Source organism: endosymbiont of Lamellibrachia barhami, from assembly GCF_011947365.2.
Lineage (GTDB): Bacteria > Pseudomonadota > Gammaproteobacteria > Chromatiales > Chromatiaceae > QGON01.
Genome location: NZ_JAAVSH020000001.1, coordinates 1,605,908 through 1,621,116, shown reverse-complemented (window position 1 = coordinate 1,621,116; position 15,209 = coordinate 1,605,908). Strand labels below are relative to the sequence as shown.

The 15,209-nt window shown below is 60.1% G+C and carries 9 protein-coding genes; 1 reads left to right on the top strand and 8 read right to left on the bottom strand.

From position 1 onward, the window contains the following. Window positions 1–282, top strand: a 282-nt coding sequence (locus tag G9Q73_RS07225) for a hypothetical protein (protein ID WP_304956571.1), incomplete at its 5' end; no start/stop codon positions are given. A gap of 73 nt (window positions 283–355) precedes the next feature. Here the strand turns inward: G9Q73_RS07225 and G9Q73_RS07220 are convergent. From G9Q73_RS07220 to tssJ, 8 genes are read right to left on the bottom strand one after another with little or no spacing between them, the layout of a single operon-like run. Beyond that, a complete protein-coding gene (locus G9Q73_RS07220) occupies window positions 356–2,308 on the bottom strand; it encodes an SUMF1/EgtB/PvdO family nonheme iron enzyme (RefSeq protein WP_177419188.1) in 1,953 nt (650 codons plus the stop codon). Window positions 2,309–2,311: 3 nt separating this feature from the next. After that, window positions 2,312–6,628 (bottom strand): protein kinase domain-containing protein, encoded by a 4,317-nt coding sequence (locus G9Q73_RS07215; RefSeq protein WP_246345100.1) that lies wholly within the window; start codon window positions 6,626–6,628, stop codon window positions 2,312–2,314. Continuing rightward, complete coding sequence (locus G9Q73_RS07210; protein WP_246345098.1) at window positions 6,625–7,380, bottom strand: PP2C family protein-serine/threonine phosphatase; 756 nt, start codon at window positions 7,378–7,380, stop codon at window positions 6,625–6,627. The genes G9Q73_RS07215 and G9Q73_RS07210 overlap by 4 nt, the downstream gene beginning before the upstream one ends. After that, on the bottom strand, window positions 7,377–8,195 hold the full coding sequence (gene tagF, locus G9Q73_RS07205; RefSeq protein WP_246345096.1) for a type VI secretion system-associated protein TagF: 819 nt from the start codon (window positions 8,193–8,195) through the stop codon (window positions 7,377–7,379). The genes G9Q73_RS07210 and tagF overlap by 4 nt, the downstream gene beginning before the upstream one ends. Next, window positions 8,177–11,761, bottom strand: a complete 3,585-nt coding sequence (gene tssM / locus G9Q73_RS07200) for a type VI secretion system membrane subunit TssM (protein ID WP_177419187.1) — start codon at window positions 11,759–11,761, stop codon at window positions 8,177–8,179. The genes tagF and tssM overlap by 19 nt, the downstream gene beginning before the upstream one ends. After that, window positions 11,761–13,098 (bottom strand): type IVB secretion system protein IcmH/DotU, encoded by a 1,338-nt coding sequence (gene icmH / locus G9Q73_RS07195; protein WP_177419186.1) that lies wholly within the window; start codon window positions 13,096–13,098, stop codon window positions 11,761–11,763. Before icmH ends, tssM begins: the two co-directional genes overlap by 1 nt. Window positions 13,099–13,104: 6 nt before the next feature. Continuing rightward, window positions 13,105–14,439: a type VI secretion system baseplate subunit TssK gene (gene tssK, locus G9Q73_RS07190; RefSeq protein ID WP_177419185.1), complete on the bottom strand. Its 1,335-nt coding sequence runs from the start codon at window positions 14,437–14,439 to the stop codon at window positions 13,105–13,107. A gap of 14 nt (window positions 14,440–14,453) precedes the next feature. Next, window positions 14,454–14,978, bottom strand: a complete 525-nt coding sequence (gene tssJ / locus G9Q73_RS07185; protein WP_177419184.1) for a type VI secretion system lipoprotein TssJ — start codon at window positions 14,976–14,978, stop codon at window positions 14,454–14,456. Window positions 14,979–15,209: the final 231 nt, after the last annotated feature.

The following is a 15,209-nucleotide window of genomic DNA, read 5'->3' as shown; positions in this document are numbered from 1 at the left end:
GGTGCAGCCAAGGGTGAGGGTGACTACAGCTACTATTTCCTTGGGCTGCGCTACTACTTTGGCAGCAATGCCCCGTTGATTCAGCGGCACCGGCGTGAATTTCCTCAGTTCACAGGATCGCTACACTATGGTAACGGCATACATAGTCTGAAGACGGAGATCGAAATGTCGGGAAACCCAGACCGACAGCGGTGTGGAGAATTTGACCAGGGTCCTCCTTCAGCCCGATTCCTTGCCGAAACAATTATCTCGTGGGTATTCTTTGACCGCATTCAGCCGTGATTGATGCGGTTCGTTTTACTCACCACACCCTACACGTTCCTCAGTGTTCGCCATGTGCGGATTTTTTTTCACCCTACAACTCACCAATCTGCTTAATCACCAGACGGGGTACCTGTTTCCGTAAAGCTTCTGGCAGTTTGTTGAAAGCTTCCTCGGCGGCGGTTTTTGTCGCGAAGAGCCCGTAAAGAATCCGGTATTTGAAATCTTTATCGTTCGCGCTGACGACCTTTAGGGCCAGACCCGGATGACGTTTCATGAGATCTTCCAGCTTGTTCAGTTGGTTGAGGGCAAAGAGTTGCACCGTGTAGTGGGCTGCGTCCTGCTGTGACAACCACCAGTCTCCCCATCTCTCCAGGTCAGCCCGACCGGGTTTGAGATAGATGTCCCGAACGACACGAAAACCGGTATAGCGATCGGATTGGGTTTGGAGCAGGGCGGCCCTGGCGGATGAACGCAGAGCACTGGCTGAGTCGTTATAACTGCCTCCGCGCACCACACGCTGTTTCGACTGGGGATCAAAACGGGGTTTTCCATCGCCAAGGCTGTTGATGTAATTATTACGCCAGTTGTCCAACACCCACTCCCGAACATTGCCGGCCATGTGAAACAGGCCAAAGGCGTTGGGATTGGTACGTTGTGGCTTGCCGGCTTGCGGTGAGTCCTCGCCGCCGTGACGGGCATAGTGGGCATAACTGCCGAGATCGGCCTCGGCCACGGGATAGGGGCCGGTGCTGCCCGCCCGCGCCGCATACTCCCACTCAGCTTCGGTGGGGAGGCGATAGCCCTTGCCTGTCTGCTTCGAGAGCCAGGCCGTGTAGCGTTTGGCGTCGTCCCAACTGACGTTGACTACAGGAAGATCGTCACGATTCCAAGGCTGCTCGGGACACTCTCCGGTTATGGCCCTGCAGAACCTGGCGTACTCCCGGTAAGTGACCTCATGGGTTGAGATGGTGAAAGAGTAGGCGATGTTGACCTGATGTACGGGTTCTTCCTGCGTTTTTTCGCTGCTGCCCATGGCAAAAAGTCCACCAGGAAGCACTGCAAGCCAAGGTCCGTTTTCACCTAATTGCAGACGATCCCTGCACTGAAGCCGATATCGGCTGGAATACTTTGGACGACACCCTGGTGGAACGGGTATCTCCACATTTGCTGACTGTTTCCGTGAGGGGGAGGCTGCCGGTTTTTCTTCGGCATTCTGTTTCACCGGCTCGCTGGCAACGGGTTGTTTGATCGGAGCTTCGATGGACGATGCCATCTTCTGTTTCGGGGCTACCGTGGTCACAGACTTGGGTGGCGTCGTGACAGGTTTGGGTGTGGTTTTGGGGGCTGGTTTTTCGACAGGGGGCGGGGGGGGAGAAACCGGGCGGGGTTTCTTCTCCGGGGTCGGCACGATGATCGGCGTTTTTTCCGCGATGGCGTGTTGCAGCTCCAATCGATGGCTAAAGTCCAATAGCGATTTCACCTTATCCCCATTACTGCTGGTGGCCAGTCCGCGCTCCTCCTCAAGACGTGACTGGAAATCGGTTTCCAGGTCGCGGAACCATCGTGATGATCTCGCCTTCGCTTTAGCCTCTGCTCCCCGGCTTTGCCACTCTTGCAGAAGCCGCTCCCGGCTCTCCTCACGCCAGTCGTCTGACAGCACGAATGCCCTTAGCACCGCCACCAGTGTCTCCTCCGTTTCTGGAATCATGGGGGGTGGGGGAGGTTCAACCATGGGGGGAGGCGGTTGTGTTTCAGTCGGTACAACTGGCGGTGTCGATATCGGTTCGCCATCCCCGGTGAAGAGGAGAAACAGTCCGACCCCCGCCACCAGTAACAGACTACCGGCAGTGGCGGCAAGGGGGAGGATGGAACGGTTTGTGGCAGCGGCTGCCTTCCTGCCGGAAGCCGGAGCAATCTTGTCCGTTGGAGACAGGGCATCCAACAACCCGGCACGCCGGGCGCGATAGCTCTCCCGGTCGATGCGGCCCTCGGCGAATTCCCGTGCCAGTTGCCGTAGTCTGATTTTGGGCTGCGTGTCGCTCATGGCCTACCCTTTGATCTCACGCAGGAGCCGGAATCCAGTCACCTTGTCGGCACTACCCCCATGCTTCTGGCTGAGGTTGATACTGCAGGTGTCTGCCGGTGAGTTAAAATGGCCGCCCCTGACCTTGATCCCGTTTGAACTGTTTACCCACTCCTGCAGGTTGCCCACAAAATTGAACAGGCCCCAAGCGTTCTGCGGTGCCACATTGACCTCAATGGGCGCGCCACCCTTGACCACCGAACCGCCACTGCGCAGCAGACAATTGAAGTCCGAACCGGCGGGCTGACGCCCTTTTGCCTTGGCGGCGTGTAGCCATTCATCCTCCCGTGGCAGCCGGTAAGTGTGGCCGGTCTTCCCGGTCAGCCACTTGGCATAGGCCTGAGCCGTCTGCAGTGAGATATTGTTCAAAGGTAGCTTGGTGCTTGTGCCTGCACGGGGTTTGCACTTGCCGCTCAACCGACAATAGGTATTGTAGTCGCCGACGGAGATCTCGTAGCGGCCGATGGCGTAGGGTGTGACGTTTCCTGCACCGGCAGGTACCACCACCATAATGGGGCCGCGCTGCTTGCCGTCCAGCAGATCGTAACAGCGGAACTTGCTGCTGCGTTTACCGTAACCGGCATATTTTGGGTTGCAGCGGTCTTTGGAGACGGGCTGTTGTAACGCCTTCAGTTTTTTCTTGAAGGTGGCATTGTCGTTCCAGAGTTCGATAGCCTGTTCCACCTTGGCGATGGCCTGTTTGCGGTCTTTCGTCTTCAATGCTGTCTGGTGATCGGAAAAATGTTTTTTTGCCTGTTCCTGGCGTACCTTCAGGGACTTCCCGAGGCGTGCCAGATCGGGGTGGCCCGACTCCTTTTTCTTTGCCTCCTGCAGCAGCTTTTTGGCCTCATTGAGGCGTCCGGCGTCGACTGCCGCTAAACCGCGCGCGGCAATAATTGACGGTTTCAGCGGCTTGGTGATCACGACTTTTGTCAATGCCCGGTTATCGGGAAAGAGTTGTTTGGCCACGGCGAGCAGGGAGGTGGAGATAGCCGGGTTCTTTGCATTTTCAATACGCTTGATGAGCAGAGCGACATATTTTTTCTCGGCCACCGGGTACTGCTCGGGGTATTTTTGTCGCAACTTTTGTAACTCGGCCTCTTGTGCATGAAGTTTTTTCGGAGGCTGTTTTTTCAATGCCTGGCCAACTTTTTGAAATTCGACTTTGCGTTGGAAATCCCCCAGTTTTTCGGTAAGTTCCGGCATTTCAGGCGCAATCGACAGACCGTGTCGAACCAGTTTTATGGCTGCGACAAAGTCATCTCTCTTTGCCCGCCTCTTTGCCAGACGAAGATAGGCCCTGCCGATGGCCTCGGGCCCGGTGACCTGAAGAAAAGGATCAGCCGCCGGTAACTCCCGCTGCAACTCCTGCAACGTCTTGCTGGCCTGGGTGACGTCGTTTGCCTTGGCCTGGGTGAGCAGGGATTGTTTGGCACCCTCTATCCGGGCCAGCTGGATGCGCTCCCTGTTCTCTTGCTCCCAGGCTGATTCCGCCGAGGTCAGCAAGCCGCGTTCCGCCTTGAAACGGTTCGTTATGGTTGGTGCAAAATGTTTACCCTGACTCAACAGGGCACCAGCCTTGGCGAACTGGTCGGCGCTACGCTCTTTCTCTGCCTGCTGCAGGTAGAGTCGGCCGATCCTCTCTCCCTGTTTGCTGAGCCAGGGGTCGTCAGCCTCGATCAGGTTATTGAGACTGTTCAGTGCGGTGTCCAGTTCCTGTTCCCAGGCAGCGGTGAATTTTGCCCCGGTGGTCAACTGTTCGATGGTCTGTCTGCGCTCGGCGATCTCCTGAGCCAGCAGTTCCGGGGCGCGCTTGCCGTCAAGCAGACGTTTCTGCTGTGTTCGCATATAGTCGTTGGAGAGTTGGCCGGCAAACTGTTTCAACAGGGTATTGGCGTCGCTCCACGCTTCCTGTGAGATCAGGCGTTCAAGCTGTGGCTGAAGCAACTTGCGCAAACCCGTTTCAGCCTGGCTGAGCAGTGGATCGCCGGGTTGGATCAACCGCAACTGCTCAAGTGGTTTTTCCAGTTCCCGATAGCCATCGAGTGTGTCGATCCCGGGGAGCCTCTGCTTGAGATCCCGATGCAGGTCGACCAACAGGGCCTGGGCCTCCTCTTTGTTGCGCAGCAGATGGATTCTGGCCGCCAGATTCTCCAGTGCTATGTCGTCAGGGAACTGTTTCAGACCCGTTTCCGCCAGGATGGCGGCGCGGTCCACGTCGTTTTTTGCCAGGAGATCGCTTGCCTGTTGGCTGTAGGCATTGGCGAGACGTGGATCAGTGAGCAGCGGATGTTCGGGATCAAGCTGGCGCAGGATCCCGAGCACATCTGCCATATCATCCATCACCGGATCGGGTAGCAGACGCCCGGCGGACAGGTTTTCGTTGAAACGGCTATCCAGGCGATTGAGCAGGTCATTGCGGGCATCCTCCATACGCTGGGTGGTGCGAAAGACCTGGATCGAATCGGTAAAGAGGGCGCCGGCCAGGGCCATTTGCCGTTCCGCAGCGACATAGTCATAGCTCCCCTCCTGGGGGGCGAAGGCGGCGTCAGCCAGACTGATGTAATAGGTGAGGATCGCCTCACGGGCGCTGGAGATCACCTCGCGCTTCTGAGCAGGAGGGAGTTCCTCTGTTACCTGCAGACCTTCCCGAATCTGATTCTGGGTGCCCTGGTTGATGATGCCGATGAGACGGGCCACCGCCTTGGCGGATAATAACCGTTGGGATTCGGGGCTGAGTTCGGTGGCGTTTTCCAGCAGCAGGGGGATTTGGGCAAGCTTGGCGCGCTCAATTTGAGCCGCCAGTTCGGTTGCGCGCTGCCTCTCCAGATAATCCGGCACCAGCAGCCAGCCCAGCAGTCCGGCACCCATGACCGAGAGCCCGGCAATCAGCGGCAGCCGGGATCTCTTCGGGGTCAGTTCGTCGAGAAACTTTTCGGCGCTGGGTGTGCGGTCTTCGCGTTTGAAGGCCAGCCCCCGCTGCAGCCCCTTCCACTGGCGCCGGCTCAGCCCCTTGACCCGTTCCGGACGTAGTCCCTTGCTTTGCGCCTCGGTGGCGGGCAGGCGACCGAAGGGACGGCCGCCGGTGAAGAGTTCGTAGGCGACGATGGCCAGGGCATAGATGTCGTCCCGGGGATCGGGGTCCTGGCCCTCCAGCATTCCCAAGCTGGCGTAAGTGGGGGTAAGTGCCCCCAGGGTGCTGGCATCGAAGGCGGTGACATCGCTGCCGGCCAGAGGGATCTTCGGCTTGGCCGCCCTGGCGATACCGAAATCGAACACCTTGACCTCACCATCTTGGGTGAGGAAGACGTTGCCGGGTTTGAAGTCGGAGTGAATGATGCCCGGTTTGTGATTGTGGGCGGCCGCCAGCGCCAGACTCATCTCGGTGATCAATTTCAGCGCCTGCTCCGGCGGCATGCCGGTGCCGCGCAGCTTCTTGATGACCTTGTCGAGGGGGCTACCCTCGAGGAACTCCATGGCGATGAAGTAGTTACCGTGTTCGTCCTTGTCGAAGTCGAAGATGCCGATGACGTCGGGGTGTTTCAGATCCTGGGCCTTGCGCGCCTCCCGCTGCAGTGCCATCAGGGAGGCGGCGTGCTGCTTGAAACTCTCGTTCAGCAGCTTGAGGGCGACATAAGGTTTTCGATCCTTAGCCTCGACTTTGCGTTGATCCAGTGCCTTGAAGACCACGCCCATGCCGCCGCGGCCGATCTCCTCCACCAGTTCGAAACGCTGGTTGAGGATGTCACCCACCGCGGGTTCGTGGCTGATCCGGTGTGACGCAGTGGTGGTCCCCATGCCGCTGGTACTGGCCCAGGAGGGTGTGTTGGAGGTTTGGGAAGGTGAAGTGGGCGGGGTTGTATGCCCGGTGGCAATCCTGGTGGCCTCGTCGTCAACAGGGGGGCGTGACGCCGGGCCGGTGGCGATGCGCGTCGCTTCGTCATCGATTACGGATTCTTTGCCGGGACCGGTGACCACCCGGGTCGCATCGTCACTGCCGACGATGCGGGTGCTCTCATCCTGTTGGTTCTTTTCCTCTGCGCCGGGTGGTGGCACTGGAGTTTCCGCATCGGCGGGGGCTGGTTTCTTGATCCGGGCCAGCAGCATGGCGTGGATCTGGGGTGGTAGATGTCCCACGCGAAAGCCTTCGTCAATCGCCTCAATCAGTGCGGGAATCTGCTCCGGGCTCTCTTCGGCGATTTGGGACAATCGTTCGATCAGCTCGTCGGCGTTTATGCTGCCTTGACTGAGTCCGTTCAACAGGATCCTGAAGTCGGTCATATCCGTTCAGGCTGCCCCGCGTCGGCTCGGGCCACCACTACGGTAACGTTATCCCTGGCCCCGCGCTCAAGGGCGAGGTCGATGAGCCTTTGACAGTAGTCCCCTGGGAGTAGCTGCATGGCCAGGATCTCCCCGATCTCCCTGTCCTGCACCTCCTTGTTGAGACCGTCACTGCAGAGCAGGTAGAGGTCGCCCGGTTCGACCCGGGTATCGTCCATGTCCACATAGAGTTCTTCCATCGCCCCCACCGCACGTGTGACTACATTGGAGGCGGGGTGGTTCTCCGCGTCCTCCCGCAGTAGCAGACCCTCTGCCACCAGCTCCTCCACCTGGGTGTGATCCTGGGTCAGCTGGGTCAGTTCGCCATCGCGAAAACGGTAGGCGCGGCTGTCACCGGCCCAGAGCAGCAACAGATGGGTGGCATGGGACAGCATCACCACTACAGTGGCGCCGATGGTGATATTGCCACCACGACGCAATGCCTCCGCCAGCAGTTGCTGGTTGATGTCGAGCAGGGTCTCTTCGAGCAGATCCACTTTCTTGCTCAGGGTTTCCGGCAGGTTCAGTTGCTGCATCCGCTCCACAATCATGCCGCTGGCCAGGTCGCCCGAACTGTGTCCCCCCATGCCGTCCGCCACCACCCAGAGGCCCGATTCAACCCGGTCGAGACAGGCATCCTCGTTCAGCTTGCGTACCTTGCCGACGTTGCTCAATGCGGTGGATTCCCAGTATACGGCGGTCGTCCCGTTCATTTGGCTTCTGTTTTCGCTGGCTTGCTGGTCTCCGGTTCACTCCCGTTGTCACTCTCCAGAGTGGGTGAGGGGGGTAGAGGAACCCGGTATTGACTCCAGTTCCAGTTGACCCAATTACCGTCGAGCAGAGCGGCAAAACCCTGAATCGGCGGCAGGCCTTCGGTGACCAGCAGGGAGGGACGGACCCGTTCCGAGCCTTCGCTCCACCAGAGGCTGTAGGCGGGAAAGGCCCGTTCCAAAAGGGTCTGGTTTAGGGCATCGCTCACCGGGAATGCGGATTCGAGGGAGGGGAGTTCGAACTGCCAGGCCGGTCTTCCCATGCTATCGCTGCTGACGGCTCCTGGACGGGGCGGGATCGCCGGTGGTGGCAGATCGGTCAGGGCCTGATCGAAATCCTCCAGAGGGATCTCTTCTGCCAGGGAAGCCAGCGCCAGCTCCTCGCAACGTGAAAACCATTGGGCATCATCATGCAGCAGGGCAGTCAGGTTGCCGCCTGGTTGCAGTGGAGCCGCCACCGTGAGAGGAAAGTAGCGGCCGACCCGATCCACACTGGGCATCAGGATGCCGCACCAGGCGGTCTCACCGCATAACCCGGTCGAGAGGGCAAAGCGCCAGATCGGGCTGGTGAGGTAGATGTCGAGCCAGTCCTCGCCGAGCTGCTCACGGCTGTCCGCCACTGCGTTCTGCAGCCAGCGGTCCCAGGGGTCGGTGAAACCACGGGGCAGGCGGCGGGTGAGAAAGTCGCCGTGGCTCGGCAACTTGCCGAAAAAACCGCTGGCCTGTGGGGCCGCATGGGTCAGAGTTTCGCCGGACAACGGAATGCCTCCAACTCTGGCATGCGGAACGGGTTGATGATGCTGTCGGCCCGCAGTTCGAAACGCGCCGTTTGTCCCCCGAGGCTGAAGCTCACCAAGAAACGGTCGGCCATCGCGGTATCTTTTACCTCGGCCTGATCGAGCAGTTTGAACCAGGCCCAGACGCCGTCCTTGGAATCGGCAGAGGTACGGCCTTTCAGATTCTCGAAGAGGATTCTGACCTGCCCGCTGCCGTCGGGGGCAGGCCACTGCATGCGAGTGTTGCGGGCCGGTCCGTGACGGTAGCTCAGTTTTTGGCCGTCGAGATCAAGCAGGAAGCGGCTTACCTCCGCATCGAGGTAGGAGGGCTTGAGACTGAAGGCGATCTTGGGCCGCTTGCCCCCTTCTGCGAAGAAGACCTCGCGGATGCGGGTTGCGTACTCAAACTGGCGCAGGGTGTTCGCCGAAACGCCCATCGGGTGGCCACCAGCCTTTTTCCAGCGCCAGGGACTGCGGTTGGTGTCAGCGAAGGGTTTGATGTTCTCCTCGAAGAACTTGTCCATCACCTGGCCGGGGCCGAAGAAGCGCGAGAAGTCGCTCAGGGTGACCTCTTTCTCGGTCTCCTTGGTAAGTGGGTAGCGGCCCTGGATGCCGCGGCGGCAGAGTGGCAGCACTTCCGCCTGCCAGCGTTTGGCCAGTTCGTTGCGGGAACTGCCCACCACCACGCCCCAGCCCCGTTCCGTGAGTGCGTAGATCCACTCGTTGACCGGTCTGGGCAGGCGCTTGGCCCGGCGTTGCAGCCGTTTGGTCGGATCCTTGGAACCGGAGGCACGCTGTTTGGCAGCGGCCAGTGCGGCGCTGCCGCCGGCGGCTTCCAGGTCGGCCAGGGAGGCGTGCAGGTCGCCCAGATCACCGATCAGACCTTCCAGCGGAGCGGGGTTGTCACCCTGGGCCTTGGCCAGTTCGATGAGCCGTTCGAAGGTCTCCTCAACCTGCACTGCGACTGGGTCGAGGGATTTGCCTGGGGTCTCCACGCCTGACTTGCCGGCCGCCCGCATCAGCCGTTCCAGGCGGTTTTTCTTCTGGTAGGCAGTCGTGCTCAATTCCGCCGCGATATCCGCCACCCCTTTGGCCTTGTCCGCGGCGGCAGCCATTTTCTCATCGGACGGGACTTTGCTCAGGGTGGTATTGTCGGCCACTACCCGCAACAGTTTGCGCAGGGGGGAAGAGGGACCGGAAGCCACGTCCAGCACCTCCACGCTTTGGGGGAGGGAGCGTATCTTGACGATGCGCATACCATCGAGCAGGCCGCGCCAGGCCGTTATGTAGTCCTCTGCATAGAGATCTTTGACCGCTTTCACCAAACGCAGCGCCTCGGCATCGCTGATCTCACCGGCGTCCGTATCGGCCAGGATCCAGTTTTCGCTCAGCGCCGCCTCCGCCTGCTCCAGGGTTTGGGGCAGGAAGATGTTATAGAAACCCCGACGGGTGTAGAGGGCCGGGATACGGGTCTTTTCCAGGCTCCCTTCGTTGACGCCGAAGACTAGGTCGCCATGACGGCCCAAGGCAGTGCCGAGCAGAAAATCCTTGCTGCGATCCGCTGCCGATCGCTGGCGTATCTGGCTGTAGATCTGCTGCGACAGGGGTATTTCGGTCAGCACCTGCCGTGCCTGGGCCACCAGCTTGAGGTTCAGGGGCAGGGGTTTGAAGCGGGGGTCGAGCAGGCTCTCCAGATGGTTCATCAATCGGTTCTGGGCTTCGCTGTCGCCGGCCAGCCGGTTGCCCCAGTCCACAGACATGAAGAGTTTGATCTGTTCCGGATCCAGATGCTCGGGGTGACCCAGCATCAGGTAGCTCTTCAAGGCCTCCCGCAGCAGGTCTTTCTGCTCCCGGCTCTGCAGATAATCCTCGAGCCGTGCGCCGAGGCTGTAGAGGAAGCGTCCCTGGAGAGTCCGCCGGTAGGCAGAATCGGTGGCGGGTCCCAGTTTCTTGCCCTGATAGAGTCCCATGCCCATGAGAAGGGGCGTCTCCTCCGGGTAGACTTCAGTGGCGGCGCGCAGGTCGTCCAGGGGTGGCAGGAGTTGACGGAAATCGGTGACGCGGTAGTCCAGGTCGATGATCGACTGTTGATAGTCCTCCAGGTTATTTTCCAGATCGCCGACCGCAACCTGGTTGCGGGTAAAGCTGGTGGTCCAGGCCAGCGCGGTGAGGATAGTCAGCAGGATTGCCCCGCTATAGGCGCCACGTTGCATCCAGGCCCGGCGCAGCTCGACCTTCTTGTCACTGCCGGCAAGGCTCGATTCCGGGAAGATGACGCTGCGGAACAGATCCTGGATGAAGTAGCTGCGGCCGCGCCCGCTGAAGGCGGGCAACCGAATGCGGTCGAGGCCGAAGTTCTGGGCCAGATTGCCCAGCAGCCGGTCGATGGGGGTGCCTTCCTGGGTGCCGCTGGTGAAGTAGATGCCGCGCAGCAGTTGCCGATCCTCGAAACGGCTGGGACGAAAAACGCCGTCGAGAAAGCGACTGAGGGGCTCCTTTAACGATGCCATCTCCTGGGGAAAAGCAAAAATCAGGTTGCGTCGCTGAATGTCCCGCTCCTGGTGCAGGCGGGCCAGTACCCGGTCGTTGAGGCGTCGCAGGAGGGCATCGAATTCGTCGGGAAAACGGCTTACCGCCCCCTCGGTGCTCTCTGCTGCCTCCAGTGGTAGGGTCATGCCCCAGACCTGAGCCCGGTCCTCGCGGCCCATATCCTCGAAGAATTCGGTGAAGCCGCCGACCAGATCGGATTTGGTGAACAGCATGTAGACCGGCGCCTTCACTCCCAGCCGTTCGTTCAGCTCCTGGATGCGGCTGCGCACTGAGCGTGCGTGCAGGCTACGCTCCTCCTCGGTCTGCAGCATCATGTCGGAGAGGCTGACTGCGATGAGGATGCCGTTGATGGGGCGGCGTTTGCGGTGTTTTTTCAGCAGATCGAGAAAACCGAGCCAGGCTGCGGAGTCGACGGCCTCGTGGCTGTCCTGGGTGGTGTAGCGCCCGGCGGTGTCGAGCAGCACTGCGTTTTCGGTGAACCACCAGTCGCAGTTGCGGGTGCCGCCCACGCCACGGATGGCATCTTTGCCGAAGCGGTCGGAGAGCGGGAAGTTGAGTCCGGAGTTGACCAAGGCAGTGGTCTTACCCGATCCCGGTGGACCGATGATGATGTACCAGGGCAGCTCATAGAGGTACTGACTGCCGCTTTTCCCCTTGCCGCTCTTTTTCAATACCCCCAGGGCTTCGTCGAAACGCTCCTGCAGGATCGACAGTTCCTCTGCCGACTGTTCTGCTCCTGGCGCCGCGTCGGATTGGCTGATCTCCTCCATCATCGCCTTGTCGGCCTTCTGTGCCCGCAGCTGATGCCACAGCAGATAGAGCACCCATAACAGGAGGAGGAAGACGATCACCAGACCCCGCACGATCATGCCTTCCAGCGGCACCATGCCGGCGATGGCGATCAGGGGGCCAATAAACCAGATGATGATACTCAGGGCGATCAGCCCGAGCAGCTGGATTACCCAGCGCTTTTTAAAGAACCCTGCGATCTTGCTCATCACTTCTCCAGGATTATCTCGACACGGCGGTTTCTGGCCCGGTTCTCCGACGAATCGTTGGGCACAAGCGGTTCGTTGTCGGCACGGCCATCGGCAACGATCTCACCCTTTATCGCAGCATCCTGGCGCAGGATCCCAGCCACCGACTCGGCCCGTCCCATGGAGAGGTGCCAGTTGGAGGGGAAGCGCAGGGTGTGGATCGGAATGTTGTCCGAGTGCCCGGCCACCAGGACAGGGCCGTCGACATTGGCCGCCAGGGCTTCGGCGATGCGTTGCAGCAAGGGCCGGAAGCCTGACTTCACCTGATCGCTGCCGGAACCGAAGAGTCCCTTGTTGCGCAGGCGGATGACCACGTCGGAATCATTGTTGATCAGTTCCACCTGCTCTTTCCGAACCTCCGGTTCGAGGAAGCCGGAGACCCGGTCGTAGAGATCGTCCTTCACCGGTGGTGGAGGTGGTGGGGCGGAGTCGATCTCCGGTGGAGTCTCACGGCCTACCGCGTAGACGTCTTTGAAAACGGGGGCCGAGGTGTCGTTGATGAAGTAGCTGAAGACCAGAAAGGTGCTCAGCAGCAGTACGCCGGAGAGTGCGGCTACCACCCAGAGCGGGATGTAGTGGCGCAGGGTGTTGTCGCCCATCTGCTCACCGCGCCAGTGGACCGAAAGATCCTGCTCGTATTCACCGCGCTGCATGCGGATGGTGCGATAGACGCTGTCGCGGATCTGCTCCAGGGTCCGGCTGCCACCTTCGAGAATACGGTATTTGCCCTCGAAGCCCATGCTCAGGCAGATATACATCAGCTCCAGCATCTCCAGAAAACGGGCCGGATCCTTGAGCATGCGCTCCAACATCTGGAAGAACTTCTCGCCGCCCCAGGCCTCCTTGTGGAAGAGGATCAGCAGGCTCTCTGTGCTCCAGGGACTGTTGCTGCCCCATGGGGTGTTGAGCACGGTTTCGTCGATCACGGTGCACAGCGCGTAGCGGGCGGCGAAGATGCTCTCGTGGTCGATCCCGGCGGAAGCGGCCCGGCTTTCGAAGAGGCGGAGTTCTTCCTCCATGCGTCGGCGCAGGCCGTTGACGTCCGGGTGGCTCGGGGCGTTGCGCAGTTTGCCCAGCAGGGAGAGCAGGGGGGCGGCGGCGGTCACCAGAGGATTGAGGCCCCGGTCGACAGCATAGCGTGCGGGCGGTGGAACCGGCCTCTGGGGCTGCATCGGCGGTGGTTCGGCCCGGGGTGTGGCAGGTCCCGCGCCCGGCCGTCTGCCACCGGGCATGGGACGGATCACCGTACGGTCGCTGTCGTCACCGTCAGCGTCGAAAAAGGGGTCGTCGGTAGTCACGGTTGATCACCCTTTGATAGCCCAGAATTCGAGTTCGAGACCAGGAAACTCGCCACCGATGTGGAAGGCGAATCCGCCGGAACTCTTGAGCTGTTTCCATAGTTCGCTGCTGCGATCGAGTTCAAAATAGGTCAGTCCGGCATGGTAGGGAATCTGCCGGGGCGCAACCGGCAACGGTCGTAGCGCAACGCCTGACAGTTGCAGATTGACCAGCTCGCGGATCTGCTCCACCGGTCCGATCTTGATCTGCGCCGGGAAACGGTTGCGCAGGGTTTCGGTAGGCATTTGGGAACCCACGGCCAGCACGAAATTGGCGCTGTCGATCAGACTGCGGTCGGCCAGCGTCGCGACCCGGATACCGTATTTACGCTCCTGCAGGGGGATCGCCACGGCGTTCTGCTCCAGCACCATGCTCAGGGATTGGCGCATGGCGTTCATCAACGCCTCGAAGGTCGCCTGCAGATCATCGTGACGGTAGGGCGGCAGTTCCGGGGGACGTTTTTCCCGCGAGGTAAAGGTGGAGAGTTCCCCGGCTGTCTGCAAGCCGATCTGGTAGAAGGCTTCGGGGTGGAGTCCCTCCATCTGCGCCAGATGGGTGAACAGGGGTTCCAACCGGTTGATCGCCTGTAGCATCATGAAGTCAGCGATCTCCGCCGCTCCGCCCCGGCCAGAGGCGGTGATACGCCCGGCGAGGGCTTCGCCCCGATGGTGCAACAGCCCTTGCAATTCATCGAGAAAGCCGTGCAGCCGACGATGGGCCCGGCAATCGAGGGCCGGAGGCAGGAAGGCTTCATCGAGCAGCAGGTTCATGTCGGCTCGTAGTTCCATGATCCGTGCCAGAGGCATACAGATGAACTGGCTGCGGTCTTCGCCGTCGAGCATCAGACGCAGACGCAGGCTGCCGGTCTGAACCAGTGCCTTGGTATCGGCGCCGGCGTTGCTGTCGTCCACCTCTTGCTCCCTGGGAAGGTAGCGGGCCAGTACCTCCGGGATGTCGTTGCGGTCGGCATCCACGGCCCCCTGTCGGCGGGCGGGCAGGGCCAGGTGGATCAAAGTGTCGTGGGTGTTCTCCGGTATCTCAAGTATGGGTGGAGGTGTGTCCTCTCCAGGGATGTCGAAAGGGGTGCCGTCCGGCAATACCCCTTTACAGTGGGAGACCGACAATTTTCCCTGGGTCAGCAGATCCTTGTCGATACTCAGTTCCCGGATGCCCCAGCCGTAGGCTCGGAGTGGCGCGCAGCGCGATTCCAGCAGGTTTTCCAGATAACGATCGTGCTGCTGGAAGTGGTGAGGCCGGAGGAACATGCCTTCCGACCAGATGATTTTGTTGCGCCAGGTCATATCGGGGTCCCGGGTCAAAAATTCATGGGTGGCTCTTGGGATTTCTTCTTTTGTTCGTCGTCTCTCGCAGGCTTGGTCTCCGAAATGGAAACCTCACCGCGTCCGAGCAGGATGGTATAGGCGTTGACTTGATGGAGTGCGATGGGGGCAGTCGCCCGCCAGATAGCGTTATTCAGGTCGCGGAATGCGGCCATAACGCCGATAAAACGGGTTTTGGGATCGAGTTCCCGCAGTAGCGGAAGCGTCTTGCCGGGCATGACCTTGAACTCATTCCTGGCCACCAGATCGGCGCCAAGTACTGCGATGTCGCCGTCGTACAGGGTAAAAAAATCGGTGTCTTCAAAGATACCCGGGGTCTTGAGCTCGTAGAAGCGAACCACCACCGGTGAAGGGGTGCCCTCGGCGTTGGGATTGACATGGAGCGAAGCGAGGAATTTGGCGGCGAGCTGGGTCGGGGGAGGCGCCTTCTTTTCGCCGCATCCGATAAACAGGAGGGAGAGTATCAGGGTGAAGAACAGAAGCAAATGACGGGACCGCATGTTTTCTCCTTGGATCATCAATACCCATCCCCAATCCGGTTCGCATACCGCGAAGCGACGTTCAGGGTCTGTTGCTGGTATTCCCTAAACCTAGTCTGCCCGACACATTTTCACCGCGCACATCTGTTGGCGGTTGGATTGATCGGGTACTTTCGATAAACAGTATAACGGATTCCCGGAAATCCATTCTCTTTCGCCGACACTTTTTTTCTGAACTTTGCTGATCGGATT